Origin of the sequence: Pseudomonas putida (assembly GCF_001941965.1) — a bacterium.
Classification (GTDB): Bacteria; Pseudomonadota; Gammaproteobacteria; order Pseudomonadales; family Pseudomonadaceae; genus Aquipseudomonas; species Aquipseudomonas putida_L.
The window spans coordinates 237,791-253,513 of sequence record NZ_MKZO01000012.1 but is presented as its reverse complement, the minus strand read 5'-3'; the positions used below and the strand labels follow the sequence as shown (position 1 = coordinate 253,513).

The window sequence follows — 15,723 nt, the reverse complement described above, 5'->3', positions numbered from 1 at the left end:
GATCATTCCCGAACTCGGCCAGCTGTCGATGATCCTGGCCATCTGCTTCGCCTGCGTGCAGGCCACGGTCCCGCTGCTCGGCGCCTGGCGCGGCGACAGCCTGTGGATGAGCCTGGCGCGCCCGGCGGCCTGGGGGCAGTTCGCCTTCCTGGCCTTTGCCTTCGCCTGCCTGACCCACGCCTTCATGACCGACAACTTCTCGGTCGCCTACGTCGCCAGCAACTCCAACAGCGCCTTGCCCTGGTACTACAAGTTCAGTGCGGTGTGGGGCGCCCACGAAGGCTCGCTGCTGCTCTGGGCGCTGATCCTCGGCGGCTGGACCTTCGCCGTGTCGATCTTCTCCCGGCAGTTGCCGCAGGTCATGCTCGCCCGGGTGCTGGCGGTGATGGGCATGATCAGCGTCGGCTTCCTGTCGTTCCTGATCGTCACCTCCAACCCGTTCAGCCGCCTGCTGCCGCAGATGCCGGGTGATGGCCGCGACCTCAACCCGCTGCTGCAGGACATCGGCCTGATCGTTCACCCGCCGATGCTGTACATGGGCTATGTCGGCTTCTCGGTGGCCTTCGCCTTCGCCATCGCCGCGCTGCTCGGTGGTCGCCTCGATGCTGCCTGGGCGCGCTGGTCGCGGCCGTGGACCATCGTTGCCTGGGCCTTCCTCGGCATCGGTATCACCCTCGGCTCCTGGTGGGCCTATTACGAACTCGGCTGGGGCGGCTGGTGGTTCTGGGACCCGGTGGAAAACGCCTCGTTCATGCCCTGGCTGGTGGGCACGGCGCTGATCCACTCGCTGGCGGTCACTGAAAAACGTGGCGTGTTCAAGAGCTGGACCGTGCTGTTGGCCATCGCCGCCTTCTCCCTCAGCCTGCTCGGCACCTTCCTGGTCCGCTCCGGCGTACTGACCTCGGTGCATGCCTTCGCCTCCGATCCTGAGCGCGGCATCTTCATCCTGTTCTTCCTGCTGATCGTGGTCGGCGGCTCGCTGACCCTGTTCGCCCTGCGCGCGCCGGTGGTCAAGAGCCAGGTCGGCTTCGCCCTGTGGTCCCGCGAGACCCTGCTGCTGGCCAATAACCTGGTGCTGGTGGTGGCGGCCTCGATGATCCTGCTCGGCACCCTCTACCCGCTGATTCTCGATGCCCTGAGCGGCGCCAAGCTGTCGGTCGGCCCGCCGTACTTCGACGCGCTGTTCATCCCGCTGATGGCCCTGCTGATGTTGGTGCTGGCGGTGGGCGTGCTGGTGCGCTGGAAAGACACCCCCGGCCGCTGGCTGGCCGGCATGCTGACCCCGGTGCTGGTGGGCAGCGCGGTGCTGGCGCCGATCTGCGGCCTGCTGGTGGACGACTTCGACTGGCAAGTGCTGACCACCTTCGCCCTGGCGGCGTGGATCATCCTCGGCGGACTGCGCGATATCTTCGACAAGACCCGTCACAAGGGCCTGCTCAAGGGCCTTCGCGGGCTGAACCGCAGCTACTGGGGCATGCATGTCGCCCACCTGGGCCTGGCGGTGTGTGCCATGGGCGTGGTGCTGTCGAGCAACAACAGCGCCGAGCGCGACCTGCGCATGGCGCCGGGCGAGTCGGTGGAACTGGCCGGTTATCACTTCGTCTTCGAGGGCGCCAAGCACCACGAAGGCCCGAACTTCACTTCCGACAAGGGCACCGTGCGGGTGCTGAAGGACGGCCGCGAGATCAGCGTGCTGCACCCGGAAAAACGACTGTACACCGTGCAGCAGTCGATGATGACCGAGGCCGGTATCGACGCCGGGTTCACCCGCGACCTCTATGTCGCCCTCGGCGAGCCCCTGGAAAACGGCGCCTGGGCGGTACGTGTGCACGTCAAGCCGTTCGTGCGCTGGATCTGGCTGGGCGGCCTGCTGACCGGCCTCGGCGGTTTCCTCGCGGCGCTGGATCGGCGTTATCGAATCAAGGTCAAGACCAAGGTGCGTGATGTCCTCGGTCTGCAAGGAGCCACTGCATGAAGCGTTGGATCATGGTGCTGCCACTGGCAGTGTTCCTGCTGGTGGCGGTGTTTCTCTACCGCGGCCTGTTCCTCGATCCCGCCGAGTTGCCCTCGGCGATGATCGGCAAGCCGTTCCCGGCCTTCTCCCTGGCCAATGTGCAGGGTGATCGCACCCTGACCGAGGCGGACCTGAAGGGCAAGCCGGCGCTGGTCAACGTCTGGGCCACCTGGTGCATCTCGTGCAAGGTCGAGCACCCGGTGCTGAACAAGCTGGCCCAGCAGGGCGTGACCATCTACGGGGTCAACTACAAGGACGAGAACGCCTCGGCGCTGAAATGGCTGGCCGAGTTCCATAACCCCTACCAGATGGACATCCGCGACGAGCAGGGCACCCTCGGCCTGGACCTGGGTGTGTACGGTGCGCCGGAAACCTTCTTCATCGACGCCAAGGGCGTGATCCGCGACAAGTACGTCGGGGTGATCGACGAAACCGTCTGGCGCGAGAAGCTGGCGCCGGTCTACCAAGGCCTGGTGGACGAGGCCAAACAATGAAGCGCTGGCTTGCTGCCGCCGTCCTCGGCCTGAGCCTGACCGGCGTGGCCAAGGCGGCCATCGACACCTACCAGTTTGCCGACGACGCCGAGCGCGAGCGTTACCGCGAGCTGACCAAGGAACTGCGCTGCCCCAAGTGCCAGAACCAGGACATTGCCGACTCGAACGCGCCGATCGCCGCCGACCTGCGCCGGGAAATATTCCGCATGCTCGGCGAAGGCAAGAGCAACCAGCAGATCGTCGATTTCATGGTTGATCGCTACGGTGATTTCGTCCGCTACAAGCCGGCCCTGACCGCGAAAACCTGGCTGCTCTGGTTCGGCCCTGCGGCGCTGCTGCTGGGCGGTATCGGCGTCATGGCGGTGATCGTGCGCAAGCGCCGCGTGCCGGCGGGCGCCACCTCGGCCGACCTTTCCCCCGAGGAGCGTGAGCGCCTCGCCAAACTGCTGGACAAAGAACAGACCCATGACTGATTTCTGGCTCGCTTCAGGCCTGCTGTTGCTGGTAGCCCTGAGCTTTTTGCTGATTCCGGTGTTGCGTGGCCGTCGTGCGCAACAGGAAGAAGACCGTACTGCCCTTAACGTTGCGCTCTATCAGGAGCGTGTTGCCGAACTCCAGGCCCAGGAGGCCGCCGGTGTGCTCAACGGCGAGCAACTGGCCCGCGGTCGCGATGAAGCGGCCCGCGAACTGCTGGACGACACCGAGAACGCCGAGCCGACCCGCAGTGCGCGGCTGGGCAAGGCGCTGCCGATCGTCGCGGCATTCCTGGTACCGGCCATGGCGGTGGGGCTGTACCTGCATTTCGGCGCCAGCGACAAGGTCGCCCTGACCCAGGAGTTCGCCAGTGCGCCGCAGTCCATCGAAGAGATGACCTCGCGCCTGGAGCGTAGTGTCGAGGCCCAGCCGGACAATGCCGAAGGCCTGTACTTCCTCGGGCGTGCCTACATGGCCCAGGAGCGCGCGGCGGATGCGGCCAGGGTCTTCGAGCGCGCCACGGTGGTGGCCGGTCGCGCACCGGAGCTGCTGGGGCAACTGGCCCAGGCGCGCTACTTCGCCAACAACAAACAGTGGACGCCGCAGATCCAGGCGCTGACCGACGAGGCGTTGAAAGGCGATCCGAACGAAGTCACCAGCCTCGGCCTGCTGGGTATCGCCGCGTTCGAGGATGAGCGCTACCAGGACGCCGTGGACTACTGGAACCGTCTGCTGGTGCAGTTGCCGGAGGGAGACAGCTCGCGCAATGCCCTGGTGGGCGGTATCGAGCGGGCCAAGGAGAAGCTCGCGGCGGGCGAGGGCAAGGCTTCCACGGCGGCCACCGCACCTTCGGGTGCGAAGCTCACCGTCAAGGTCGAACTGGCCGACGCGCTGAAGGACAAGGTCAAGCCGGACGATGTGGTGTTCATCTTCGCCCGTGCTGCGTCCGGTCCGAGCCTGCCGCTGGCGGCCAAGCGCATCACCGTGGCGCAGTTGCCGATCGAGGTGGTGCTCAGTGACAGCGACGCGATGATGCCGAACATGAAACTGTCGAACTTCCCTGAAGTCCAACTGATGGCGCGCGTCTCCCGTGCCGGTCAGCCCGGCAAGGGCGAGTGGATCGGCCGCGGTTCGCCGCTGGCGAGCAACACCGAGGCGCCGCAACACCTCATCATCGACAGTCCGGACCAGTAGAAGAGAGCGCCCCCATGAACAGCACCGTACGCCTGACCCTGATTTCACTGGCCCTGGGGTTGAGCGCATGTACGGTGCATCAGCCTCGGGAGCCGGAGCGAGAACCGCTGCCGCCGATCGAGACTGCACCCCCGCCGGGCCCGGTGATCAAGCCGGGCCCAAGCGTGCCCAAGCCTTCCGTCACCCCGACGCCGAAACCCATGCCGCGTACCTCCGCCAGCTTCGCCCCGCCACCGGGCGGCGCCAGCCACTGGGACCCGAAACTCGGGGTCTACGTGCTCGAAGGCAAGACCAACACCTTCTACCGCCAGCGCACCTATTACCGCTGGAACAACGGCTGGAGCTGGGCCACCAACCCCGAAGGGCCGTGGCAGGACACCGATTCCAGTGGCGTCCCGGGCGGTCTGGGCCGCGCGTTCGCCCAGTAATGCCGGCATAATGCCCCCTCGCTGAACGCCTGGGAGCATAAGATGACGAAGACGGTACTGGTGTTGGTCGAAACGGTCGATGACTACCTGCCCTTGCTGGAAGACCACGGTTACCGCCTGATCCGCGCGAAGACGCCGGCGCTGCGCGCCGAAGCGATTGCCCGGCATGCTGGCGAGATCGATGTGGTGCTGACCCGCGGGCCGCTGGGGATCACGGCCGAGGAAATCGCTGCGCTGCCGTTGCTGCGGCTGATCTGTGTGATCGGCGCCGGCTACGAGGCCGTGGATCTGGCCGCCGCTGCGGCGCGGGGCATCGTCGTCACCAACGGTGCCGGGGCCAATGCCTCGGCGGTGGCGGATCACACCATGGCCCTGTTGTTCGCCGTGGTCCGGGATATCTGCCGCGCCGATGCGACCACACGCCAGGGCCAGTGGAACCGGGTAATCAGCCCGTCGCTGGCGGGCAAGCGCCTGGGGATTCTCGGATTGGGCGCGGTGGGCATGGCGATTGCCAGGCGTGGCGCGCTTGGCTTCGACATGGACGTGCGTTATCACAACCGTTCGCCGCGCGAGGGCGTGCCGTATCAGTACTGCGAGAGCGTGCTGGAGCTGGCGCGGGTGTCGGATTTCCTGATCGTCGCCACGCCGGGTGGGGCCAATACCCGGGCCCTGGTCGGGCGTGAAGTGCTGGATGCGCTGGGGCCGCAGGGGTTCCTGGTGAATATCTCGCGGGCCAGCGTGGTGTCCACGGCCGAGCTGGTCGCGGCGCTGCGCGAAGGGCGGATCGCCGGGGCGGGGCTGGATGTGTTCGATGACGAGCCGTCGGTGCCGGATGAGTTGAAGGCGCTGGGCAATGTGGTGCTGACGCCGCATGTGGCGGCGCAGACGCCGGAAGCGGCCAGGGATATGGTGGCGTTGGTGCTCAAGAACCTGCAGGCCTTCTTCGCCGGCGAACCGGTGCTGACCCCGGTGAATGCTTAAGAGCACCGCATACCCTGTGGGAGCTGGCTTGCCAGCGATAGCTATGGTGAATTCACTACAGCAATCGCTGGCAAGCCAGCTCCCACAGGGTTCTCGGGTGTTCGATGGATCTTGGCTACACTCAGCAACCTCAGCCTGCAAGGAGCTCTCCCCATGTCCAGCCAAACCCATCAGGGCGCCTGCCTCTGCGGCGCCATCCAGCTCAGCGTCACCCTCGACGACGCCAGCGTCGGCGCCTGCCATTGCAGCATGTGCCGCAAGTGGAACGGCGGCCCGCTGCTCACCGTGCACAGCAGCAGCGCCCCGCAGTTCAGCGGCGCCACACCTGCGGTGTACGGCTCCTCCGACTGGGCCGAGCGCGGCTTCTGCGCCAAATGCGGAAGCCATCTGTTCTATCGCCTCAAGGGCGGCAACTTCTTCGCCATCCCGGTGGGCTTGCTGGACGGCGAGCAGGCCTGGAGCCTGGACCTGCAGGTCTATATCGACGAAAAACCGTCCTTCTACTGCTTCTCCAACCAGACGAAAAACATGACTGGCGCCGAAGTGGTCGCGCAGTTCAGCTAGTTGCCCGGTAGCACCAGTGCCAGGGCTCGAACGCATAGCCCTGGGCGTTATCTCGCGGGTAGGAGAGGTGGAAACCGAAGCGTTCGGCATTGAGCAGCAACCAGGCATAGGCCCCGCTGTGCTCGAATTCGGCTTCGAGGGAGTTGATATCCACCGCCCGGCCGGTGTGATGCTCGCTGAAGCCGGGTGGTGCGTTGACCGCGAGGATCTGCTCCAGGCTCTGCCCGCGTTGCTGCTTGCGCCGCACGATGCCGGCCTGGTACTCGACACTGCGATACGCCGACACCAGGCGCAGTTCCACATGATCCCGCGCCGCCGCTGCCCGCAGTTGCTTCCAGGCGGCCGCCGCCTCCGGTTCCAGCTCGAAGCGGCGCCCGTCCTCATCGACCTCGGCGCTCGCCAGCACCCGCGCTTCCGGGTACTCGACGAAGCCACGGGCAATCAGCAGTTCCTCGCTGATCCCCAGCTCTTCACACAGCGCCTTGCTTTTTTCGTTCATTGTTATGTCCTTGTGACGCTTGTCCGGGTGATCCTAGCTGATTGCGATGAATCTGCTTTGACGCAGGTTCCCAACGGTCGGAGTTTGTCCATGCTCTTGTTGCAAATTACTGATAATCCTGAGAAAACGCTGCGACATACGTCACAGCTGCGCAAAAGAGGTTGTCATGAATATCCTTAACGATGAACTCCTGGTCACCGACGTCCAGCTCGGCGACGGCAAGGAAGTGGTCAAGGGCGCCCTGATCACTACCCATTACACCGGCACCCTGGCCGATGGCACGGTCTTCGACTCCTCGCACCGGCGCGGCAAGCCGTTCCAGTGCGTGATCGGCACCGGGCGGGTGATCAAGGGCTGGGACCTCGGCCTGATGGGCATGAAGGTCGGCGGCAAGCGCAAGCTGTTCGTGCCCCAGCATCTGGGCTATGGCACGCGTGCCGTGGGCGCCATCCCGCCGGGCTCGGACCTGTATTTCGAGATTGAAGTACTGGAAGTGCTGACCCGCGACGACTGAAAACGCCGTCTTAATTTCGTAACAGGGGAGCGGTAAATTCACTCCCAGCTTAAGGACAAGCACCCCAAGGACAGAACCAATCGGGCTTGCTGCACTCTCAAGGACGCCCGTATCCACGGATGGAGTGATAGACAGGGATGCTCCGCGGCTCCGGCCGCGGGGCAGCACTGGCGGGTTGGTTCACAGTCTTTTGTCCTTAAGGGTTGATCATGAAGTTCCCCGCATTCCTGCCTTCGCGCCGTCAGGCGCTGCTCGGCACCGTGCTCGTAGCAGGCGCCGCCCTCCTTGGATTCACCACCTTCGACAGCCTGGCCAAACCGGTCGATGGCACCCAGACCCTGGTCTTCCTGCGCCATGCGGAAAAGCCCGGCGAAGGGCTTGGCCAACTGAACTGCCAGGGCCTTAACCGCGCCCTCGACCTGGCGACCTTGCTCCCGGAGAAGTTCGGCGACGCCGACTACGTGTTCGCCGCCGACCCGACCCGTGAAGTGGAAGAGGGCGCCAATGACGACAGCTACAGCTACCTGCGGCCGTTGATGACCATCAGCCCCAGCGCGATCAAGCTCGGCTTGCCGGTGAATATCGAATACGGCGCCAATGACACCAACGCCCTGGCCCGCGAGCTGACCAGCAACAAGTACCGGAATTCGACGGTGTATACCGCCTGGTCCCACGGCTATCTGCCCGAACTGATCAACGCCGTGGCCGGCAAGGCCCTGGGCGAGGAGCGGGTGATTACCGAGGATTGGGAGAACAGCGATTTCGACTCGCTGTATGTGCTGACCCTGACCTGGCGCGACGGCAAGGCGACGATGCTGAGCCGGAATGTGAAGCAGGGGCTGGATGGCGGGGACTTGAGCTGCCCGCATACTCTCTCTCAGGGTTGACATTGATCCCTGTGGGAGCTGGCTTGCCAGCGATTTGGCCCTATCTGACAACATCTTTGTTCCTGCCGGCCTCATCGCTGGCAAGCCAGCTCCCACAGGGATCGAGTTGGCCCCGGGAGAACGGAAAAAACCGAGGCGCGGGTACCAGGGGAGATGACCTGTTCAGGTCCTGGCACCGTTGATCGCGCCTCGCAAAAGGGACTAACGTTTTACCGACCGAACTGCGCCGGCCAGCCAATCACGCGCTTGGGCCGCGGCTTGGCGTAGGTGCGGGTCTTCGAGGTGGACAGCCCGAGCTGCACCAGCGATTCAGCCATCTTCACTGCCGCACTGACCCCATCCACCACCGGCACGCCGGTACGCTGGCGAATCTTCTCGTCGAGCCCGGCCATGCCGCCACAACCCAGGCAGATCACTTCCGCCTTGTCTTCGCTGACCGCCAGTTCGGCCTGGCGCACGATGGCTTCCAGGGCGCGCTCCGGCTCCGCTTCCAGCTCCAGCACGGCCATGCCGCTGGCGCGCACCGAGGCGCAGCGGTCGAGCAGGCCGGACAGCTTCAGGCGGTCTTCTATCAGCGGCACGGTGCGATCCAGGGTGGTGACTACCGAGTAGGCATGACCGAGGTACATGGCAGTGCTGGCGGCGGCATCGGTGATATCCACCACCGGTACGTCGAGCAGTTCCTGCAGGCCTTCCCGGCCGTGCTCGCCGTAACCTGCCTGGATCACCGCGTCGTACGGGCCGTCGTAGGCGAGCACGCGGTCCATCACCGCGATGGCCGCCAGGTAGCTTTCGAAATTGCCCTCCACCGATTCCGCGCCGAAGTACGGGGTCAGGCCGATGATCTCGGTGCCCGGCGCCGCGACGGCCTGGGCCTGGCGGGCGATGGCTTCGGTAATGGCTTCGCTGGTGTTGACGTTGACTATCAGGATTCGCATATCGGGACTCGCTAGGCAGTAGACCGACCCGGCAGCGCCGGGTCGCAAGAGGCAATCAGTGGCTGACGCTGTCAACGGCGATGGATTCGCCGCTCACGTCCTGGTACTGCTGGTTGCGCGGGGCGCACAGCAGGTAGAGCAGGCCGGCGATACCGGCGCCGATCATCCAGGAGAACGGTGCGATGGTTTCGAAGTTGGGCACCAGGGCCAGGACAATGGCCAGCAGCGCGGCCGGGACGAAGGCGATCAGTGCTCGCGGGTTGACGCCGCGGCGGTAGTGATAGGCCGCCTTGGGGTCTTCGCTGTACAGCTCGGGCACGTTGATGCGACCGCGGCGAATCAGCCAGTAGTCGACCATGATCACCCCGTACAGCGGGCCGAGCAGGGCGCCGAGGCCGGAGAGGAAGTACATGATCACCAGCGGGCTGTTGTAGAGGTTCCACGGCAGGATCAGCACGGCCAGGGTGGCGCTGATCAGCCCGGCACGGCGGAAGTTGAGCAGGCGTGGCGCCAGGTTGCTGAGGACGAAGGCCGGGGCGACGAAGTTGGCCATGATGTTCACCGCCACGGTGACGATCAGGAAGGCCAGGCAGCCGAGTACGAGGAAGAAGGTGCTAGGGATGCTGGCGATGATCTGGGTCGGGCTGTCGATGATCTGGCCGTTGATCTTGAACTGCGCACCGCACAGCACCACGCTGATCACCGCGAAGGCGATGATGTTCACTGGCAGGCCCCAGAAGTTGCCCGAGCGGATGGTCTTGCGGCACGGCGAGGAACGGGCGAAGTCGCAGAAGTTCAGTACCAGGGTGCCGTAGATCGCCAGCCACAGCGCGCCGCCGGCGAAGATGTTGTGCCACATGGCCGCGCCGGTCAGTGGTTCGCGCACCGACCAGGCGATGGCGAAGTCGGCCTGGACGTACATCCACGCCGCCAGGCAGGTCACGGTGAGCAGGATCACCGGGCCAGCGAAGGCTTCGTAGCGCCGCACCATCTCCATGCCGTAGGCGAGGATCACCAACTGCACCAGCCAGATCGCCACGAAGCACACCCAGCCCAGGCTCGACAGGCCGAGGATCGAGTCCTGGTCATAGGCGGCCATGCCCGGCGCGACGGCCGTCAGCAGTACGCGCAGGACCACCGAGGCCAGGTAGGTCTGGATACCGAACCAGGCGATGGCGATCACTGCGCGAATCAGCGCCGGGATCTGCGCACCATGGATACCGAAGGCGATCCGGCTCATCACCGGGAACGGCACGCCGGTCTTCTGGCCCATGTAGCCGGACAGGTTCATGAAGAAGTACACCAGTGCGGCACCGATCCCCAGCGAGAGCAGGATCTGCCAGCCGCCCAGGCCCATGGCGTAGAGGCCCATGGCGAAGGAGTAGTTGGCGATGTTGTGCACATCGTTGGTCCACAGGGCAAAGATGCTGTAGCGCCCCCAGCGGCGGCCCTCGGCCTTGGTCGGGGCGAGGTCGTGGTTGTGCAGGCGCGGGCTCAGGGTCACGGGTTGCTGCGGTTGCGTCGTCGATTCGGGTATAGCCGAGGAAAAGTCCAGTTCTGTCTTGTTGTAGAGACTCATGCTCATTCCGGCGTGCTCCTGATACTCGTGGCGTGGGGAAGCCTGGTCATCAACCACGAGAACCAATTGGTTAGGGGCATTCCGCTACCCGGCGACGGCAGGTGGGCGGATCTGAAGTGTGCTCTTGATTTCGTTGAGTTGTATACAAAGAGCGAGACCACTCAAGCCAGATCCATGCCACGGGAAGTTCGTAGGCAGAAGTCGTATCTTGCTGAAGTTGCTTAGGATTTTTGTAAGTTATTGAAAGCTAGAATTTATAAATTGACCAATTAAACAGGTTTTATTTTTTCGCTTAGTTAAATTCTGATTGATTGGTCAAGTTAATAGAGCGGGAGGATGTAACGATATGGGGCAGGGTGTGGGGTGATTGCACACAAAAAAGGCACTTTCGGTTACATGCTTGTGTACAATTTTTGTTTGTATGGATATTGGATTGGACACACAGGGTTCGCGTCCAGCTTCCAGATCTCAATCCATCGGCGGCAACCGCCGCTTCACCGGGGTCTTCTTCACAATCGCCGTACTGGTCTCGGCCTGGCTGTTGAGCTTGTCCAGCAAGGTGTCCAGTTGCTCCATCGAGCGCACATGCAGGCGCGCGATGAAGCAGTCATCCCCGGTCACCTTGTCGCACTCGGTGAACTCGGGAATGGCGATGATCTGCCGCTCCACCTCATGCAACTGCCCCGGCAGCGGGCGAATGCGCACGATGGCCTGCAACTGGTAGCCGAAGCTGCGGGCATCCACTTCCACGGTGTAGCCCTTGAGCACACCGCGTTCCTCCAGGCGGCGCAGGCGCTCGCTGACGCTGGGTGAGGACAACCCGGTCAGGCTCGCCAGCGCCTTCAGCGAGCGCCGCGAATCCTCCATCAGGGCATTGAGCAGCAGTTGGTCGATGGCATCGGTCATGAAAAGGCTCCGGTTAGGCGATTCAATGAAATCACCTTGATAAGAAAGGTCGAAGATCATTCCTGCCTGATTTATCCACTGGAATGGTCCCAGGCACCCTCGGCATACTTTGTCACATCTGCCTGGAGGTGAGTGATGGACAATTCGATACGTCGCGGTTCCCTGGAAATGATCGGCGCCATGCTGATTTCCGGCACCATTGGCTGGTTCGTCCTGGTATCCGAGCAACCGGTGCTGGACGTGGTGTTCTGGCGCTGCCTGTTCGGCGCCGGGACCTTGCTGCTGATCTGCACCGCCATGGGCTTCCTGCGCCCAGGCCTCCTGACCCGCATGACCTTCGCCCTGGCCGTGCTCAGCGGCGTAGCCATCGTCGGCAACTGGGTGCTGCTGTTCGCCTCCTACTCGCGGGCGTCCATCGCCATCGGCACGGCGGTGTACAACGTCCAGCCGTTCATGCTGGTGGGGCTGGCGGCGCTGTTTCTCGGTGAGAAGATCACCGTGCCCAAGCTGTTCTGGCTTGGTGTTTCCTTCGCCGGGATGCTGGCCATCGTCAGTGCCCATGGCAGCCAGGGCGAAAGTGGCGAGGACTACCTGATGGGCATCGCCCTGGCCCTTGGTGCGGCGTTCCTCTATGCGGTGGCCGCGCTGATCATCAAGCGCCTGAGTGGCACGCCACCGCACCTGATCGCGCTGGTCCAGGTGAGTACCGGGGTGTTGCTGCTGGCGCCGTTCGCCAATCTCGGCGGCCTGCCCACCGTGCCGGGTGAACTGGGTAGCCTGGTCACCCTGGGCATCGTGCATACCGGCGTGATGTACGTGCTGCTCTACGGCGCCATCCAGAAACTGCCGACGGCGCTGACCGGCGCGTTGTCGTTCATCTACCCGATTGCGGCGATCGCAGTGGACTGGGTCGCCTTCGGCCATCGCCTGGAGCCTCTGCAATGGCTGGGCGTGGCGGCGATCCTGCTGGCGGCGGCCGGGATGCAGCGGGGCTGGTGGTTCAAATCCGCTGCCCGCGCCAGCGGTGCAAAAGCGTAGAATGCGCCGCTTTAGTTCACCGAAAACCCGCCATGACCTCCGCCATCGAAACCCTGCACCACCACCTGCTCAACGCCCTGAACCCACCGCCGGCTGAAACCCGGCGGCTGTTCCATGGCCGCGGGCGCTGCTGGCCGGGGCTGGAGCAGATCACCGTGGACTGGCTGCAGGGCGTGCTGCTGGTGGCGCTGTTCCGCGAGCCGCCCGAGGGCCAACTGGACGAACTGCAAGCCATGTTGCGCGACCTGGCGACCGGGGATATGGCGGTGCTGATCCAGCATCGTTATCTGCCGGACAGTCCCGGTTACTGGCTGCGGGGTGAGCCTTGCACACACAAGGTCATCGACGAGGACGGTCTGCGCTACCAGCTCGACCTGGGCATGAAGCAGAACAACGGCCTGTTCCTCGACATGCGCTACGGCCGGCGCTGGGTGCGTGCGCAGGCGGCGGGGCAGCGGGTGCTCAACCTGTTCGCCTATACCTGCGGCTTTTCGGTGGCAGCGATTGCCGGCGGGGCTGAGCAGGTGATCAACCTCGATATGTCGAAGGCGGCGCTGTCCCGGGGGCGGGACAATCACCGGCTCAACGGGCATGACCTGGGCAAGGTCGGCTTCCTTGGGCATGAGCTGTTCAAGTCCTGGGGCAAGGTGCGCAAGACGGCGCCTTATGACCTGATCATCATCGACCCGCCGAGCTTCCAGAAGGGCAGCTTTGCCCTGACCCAGGACTACGCGAAGATCCTCCGCCGTCTGCCGGAGCTGTTGAGCGAGGGCGGGACGGTGCTGGCTTGTGTCAATGATCCGGGGATCGGGGCGGAGTTTCTGATCGAGGGGATGGCGGAGCAGGCGCCGGGGTTGAAGTTCGTCGAGCGGCTGGAGAATGCGCCGGAGTTTCCGGATGTGGATGTGGCTGGGGGGCTCAAGGCCCTGGTTTTTCGGTGAGTTTGAGGGCCCTATCGCTGGCAAGCCAGCTCCCACAGGGTATGTGTGCGCCGCGAACCCTGTGGGAGCTGGCTTGCCAGCGATGAGGCCCTTGAGAGCACCATCAATTACTGGGTTGCCGGCACCGGACTGTACTGCGCAAAACTCACCTCGTCCGTCTTGTCCACCAGCTTCTTCAAGCGCTCGTTGAACGCCCGGTTCACCGCGTACTGCCCGCCCGAAGTCGTCCTGAACTGCGCCGTCAGGGTCATCCCGTTCAGGTTCATGCTGTCCACCCCGAACACCTGCAACGGCCCCTGCAAATTGTGCCGCAGGATCGGGTCCTCGCTGATCGACTGCCCCGCCTCGCGAATCAGCTTGAGCGCCGCATCCACGTCCGAGTCATAACTGAACTGCACCGAGAAGAACGCGTAGGCGAACTGCCGCGACTGGTTGGTGACGGCCTTGATCTGCCCGAACGGCACCGAGTGCACGAAGCCCTTGCCGTCGCGCAGGCGCAGGGTGCGGATGGTCAGGCTTTCCACGGTACCGGCATGCCCGGAGTCGAGCACCACCCAGTCGCCGATGGCGATGGTGTCCTCGATCAGGATGAACAGCCCGGTGATCACGTCCTGCACCAGTTGCTGCGAGCCGAAGCCGATGGCCAGGCCGACCACCCCGGCACCGGCGAGGAACGGCGCGACATTGATCCCCAGGTTGGCCATGGTGGTGATGGTGCAGATCACCACCAGTACCACCTTGGTGGCGTTGCGCAGCATCGGCAGGATGGTCCGCGTGCGGGTGCTCGGCTGGCGGGTGTTGCGCCGGCCCGGTGTCGGCTTGAGCGCTTCCTGGATCGCCGTGTCGATCACCACCCAGAGCAGCCAGGTCACCAGCAGGATCAGGCCGATGCTGCTCAGCGAATCACTGATCGCCCGGCCGAAGCTGTTGCGCAGGGCGAAGTCCAGCACCGAGAAGCCCCAGATACGCCCCAGCAGTTCGATGAAGGCCACCGCCATGGCGATGCGCAGCAGGGCGTGGGCGAGGCTGTAGAGCAGCTCCTTGTACGGGCGCAGGCGCTGTTCCGGGTTGCGCGGCGGGTTGAGGAAATGCTGCAGGGTGATGCTCAGGAACACCGTGCCGATCAGCAGCACCGTGGTCAGCAGGGCCTTTTGCAGGGCGCGCTGGCTTTCTTCGCCGGCGCCGATCAGGTTGATCCCCGAGACCATGATCATCATCAGGATCGGCAGGTACCAGATCGCCGAGAAGATCCGCAGGGTCTCCTGCACCGCGCGGTGTTGCAGGCGGTCCTTGAGGCTGCGGTTGCGGATCAGGTGCGCCACCGGGCGCCGGGAACGCAGCACCACCACGGCGAAGATCAGGGTCGCCAGCAGGCCGGTGATCACCGCGATGCTGCTGGTCAGGTTGCCGCCGATCTGACGGGAAATCTGCGGGCTGGTCAGGGCGTCGCTCCAGGCGGCGAGGAAGCCGATCATGAACAGCGGCCGCGGCGCGGCCTCGCGGATGATGCGCACCGCCGTGCGCTTGTGGCCGACATCGAACAGGGTGATCAGGCACAGGATGAGGGTGGTGGAGAAGATCCCGCTGCTGGTGGCATAGGCCAGGCTCATGCCCAGGGCGCGACCCACCGACGGATCGAGCTGGCGGCTGATGAACAGCGCGGCGGGCAGGCTGGCGATGGCCGGCAGGGTGTAGGGCAGCAGGTAGCCGAGGAGCTTTTGCGGGCGCGGGCGCTCGCGCAGCAGGCGGCTGCGCTGGCTGGCACGGGCGGCGAGGCGGCCGAGGTAGCAGAGCACGGCGAAGGTTGCGGCCCAGGTGGCGGTGAGGATCAGGAAGTCCCAGGTCATCGACATCAGGTCGCCGGCGTCATGGCGGTCGACCAGCTGGTTGACCTCCTTGGCTGCACGATCGGTGCGCAGGCGCCAGCTGTCGAGCAGGTGGTGGTCGATATTGAGTTCCTGGGAGACGTCGTCGAGGCCGCTGGCGAGGGTGCCGAGCAGACCGCCCTGGACGACCGGTTCCGGCTCCTTGGCCGGTTGTTCCTCGGTGACGGCGGCCAGCGGGCCGGCCAATGCCTGCAGGCTCAGCAGGGTGCAGAAGAGGAGAGTGAGCAGGGGGCGGATCACGGGGTACTCCTTCAGCCGTGGGGTGACGGAAAGGGTAGACAATGATCTTTGGGGTTTTTCTGCGAGGGATTTGCAATCTGTGAGGGCCCTATCGCTGGCAAGCCAGCTCCCACAGGGTCCGTGGTGCACACAAATCCCTGTGGGAG

The 15,723-nt window shown here is 64.5% G+C and carries 16 protein-coding genes; 11 read left to right on the top strand and 5 right to left on the bottom strand.

The window, feature by feature from the left end; all coding sequences use genetic code 11:
* The first annotated feature begins 1 nt into the window (after window position 1).
* From PSEMO_RS08190 to PSEMO_RS08160, 7 genes are all read left to right on the top strand, one after another.
* Window positions 2-1,975 carry a heme lyase CcmF/NrfE family subunit gene (locus PSEMO_RS08190; RefSeq protein ID WP_178391979.1) on the top strand — a complete coding sequence of 658 codons (1,974 nt, stop codon included), beginning with the start codon at window positions 2-4 and terminating at the stop codon, window positions 1,973-1,975.
* Window positions 1,972-2,508 carry a DsbE family thiol:disulfide interchange protein gene (locus tag PSEMO_RS08185; RefSeq protein WP_075802610.1) on the top strand — a complete coding sequence of 179 codons (537 nt, stop codon included), beginning with the start codon at window positions 1,972-1,974 and terminating at the stop codon, window positions 2,506-2,508. The genes PSEMO_RS08190 and PSEMO_RS08185 overlap by 4 nt, the downstream gene beginning before the upstream one ends.
* Window positions 2,505-2,981, top strand: coding sequence for a cytochrome c-type biogenesis protein (locus tag PSEMO_RS08180; protein WP_075802609.1), 477 nt, complete (start codon window positions 2,505-2,507; stop codon window positions 2,979-2,981). Before PSEMO_RS08185 ends, PSEMO_RS08180 begins: the two co-directional genes overlap by 4 nt.
* The gene (gene ccmI, locus PSEMO_RS08175) at window positions 2,974-4,176 is read left to right on the top strand and encodes a c-type cytochrome biogenesis protein CcmI (protein WP_075802608.1); all 1,203 of its coding nucleotides are present in this window, start codon (window positions 2,974-2,976) and stop codon (window positions 4,174-4,176) included. Before PSEMO_RS08180 ends, ccmI begins: the two co-directional genes overlap by 8 nt.
* Window positions 4,177-4,190: 14 nt before the next feature.
* Entirely contained in the window at window positions 4,191-4,604 is a 414-nt protein-coding gene (locus PSEMO_RS08170) for a hypothetical protein (protein WP_075802607.1), read from the top strand.
* Window positions 4,605-4,646: 42 nt separating this feature from the next.
* Window positions 4,647-5,585, top strand: coding sequence for a 2-hydroxyacid dehydrogenase (locus PSEMO_RS08165; RefSeq protein WP_075802606.1), 939 nt, complete (start codon window positions 4,647-4,649; stop codon window positions 5,583-5,585).
* 153 nt (window positions 5,586-5,738) lie between these two features.
* Complete coding sequence (locus PSEMO_RS08160) at window positions 5,739-6,149, top strand: GFA family protein (protein ID WP_075802605.1); 411 nt, start codon at window positions 5,739-5,741, stop codon at window positions 6,147-6,149.
* Here the strand turns inward: PSEMO_RS08160 and PSEMO_RS08155 are convergent.
* Window positions 6,142-6,648: a M15 family metallopeptidase gene (locus PSEMO_RS08155; RefSeq protein WP_075802604.1), complete on the bottom strand. Its 507-nt coding sequence runs from the start codon at window positions 6,646-6,648 to the stop codon at window positions 6,142-6,144. The two genes, PSEMO_RS08160 and PSEMO_RS08155, sit on opposite strands and share 8 nt — an antisense overlap.
* Before the next feature lie 166 nt (window positions 6,649-6,814).
* Between PSEMO_RS08155 and PSEMO_RS08150 the strand changes: the two genes are divergently transcribed.
* Window positions 6,815-7,162 carry an FKBP-type peptidyl-prolyl cis-trans isomerase gene (locus PSEMO_RS08150; protein ID WP_075802603.1) on the top strand — a complete coding sequence of 116 codons (348 nt, stop codon included), beginning with the start codon at window positions 6,815-6,817 and terminating at the stop codon, window positions 7,160-7,162.
* 209 nt (window positions 7,163-7,371) lie between these two features.
* Window positions 7,372-8,049: a histidine phosphatase family protein gene (locus PSEMO_RS08145; protein WP_075802602.1), complete on the top strand. Its 678-nt coding sequence runs from the start codon at window positions 7,372-7,374 to the stop codon at window positions 8,047-8,049.
* A 209-nt stretch (window positions 8,050-8,258) separates the two neighbouring features.
* Here the strand turns inward: PSEMO_RS08145 and PSEMO_RS08140 are convergent, their stop codons facing one another.
* The 3 genes from PSEMO_RS08140 to PSEMO_RS08130 all read right to left on the bottom strand — a co-directional run bounded on the left by PSEMO_RS08140 (window position 8,259) and on the right by PSEMO_RS08130 (window position 11,472).
* Window positions 8,259-8,987: an aspartate/glutamate racemase family protein gene (locus tag PSEMO_RS08140; RefSeq protein ID WP_075802601.1), complete on the bottom strand. Its 729-nt coding sequence runs from the start codon at window positions 8,985-8,987 to the stop codon at window positions 8,259-8,261.
* A gap of 55 nt (window positions 8,988-9,042) precedes the next feature.
* Window positions 9,043-10,572 carry an NCS1 family nucleobase:cation symporter-1 gene (locus PSEMO_RS08135; RefSeq protein ID WP_075802600.1) on the bottom strand — a complete coding sequence of 510 codons (1,530 nt, stop codon included), beginning with the start codon at window positions 10,570-10,572 and terminating at the stop codon, window positions 9,043-9,045.
* Window positions 10,573-11,034: 462 nt separating this feature from the next.
* The gene (locus PSEMO_RS08130; protein WP_075802599.1) at window positions 11,035-11,472 is read right to left on the bottom strand and encodes an Lrp/AsnC family transcriptional regulator; all 438 of its coding nucleotides are present in this window, start codon (window positions 11,470-11,472) and stop codon (window positions 11,035-11,037) included.
* Between the two features lie 135 nt (window positions 11,473-11,607).
* Here PSEMO_RS08130 and PSEMO_RS08125 point away from each other — a divergent pair, with 135 nt between their 5' ends.
* Together PSEMO_RS08125 and PSEMO_RS08120 are read left to right on the top strand one after the other, a co-directional pair.
* A complete protein-coding gene (locus tag PSEMO_RS08125) occupies window positions 11,608-12,510 on the top strand; it encodes a DMT family transporter (RefSeq protein WP_075802598.1) in 903 nt (300 codons plus the stop codon).
* Window positions 12,511-12,542: 32 nt separating this feature from the next.
* The gene (locus PSEMO_RS08120; RefSeq protein ID WP_075802597.1) at window positions 12,543-13,451 is read left to right on the top strand and encodes a class I SAM-dependent methyltransferase; all 909 of its coding nucleotides are present in this window, start codon (window positions 12,543-12,545) and stop codon (window positions 13,449-13,451) included.
* Window positions 13,452-13,558: 107 nt separating this feature from the next.
* Here the strand turns inward: PSEMO_RS08120 and PSEMO_RS08115 are convergent, their stop codons facing one another.
* Window positions 13,559-15,577 (bottom strand): mechanosensitive ion channel family protein, encoded by a 2,019-nt coding sequence (locus tag PSEMO_RS08115; RefSeq protein ID WP_075802596.1) that lies wholly within the window; start codon window positions 15,575-15,577, stop codon window positions 13,559-13,561.
* Window positions 15,578-15,723: the final 146 nt, after the last annotated feature.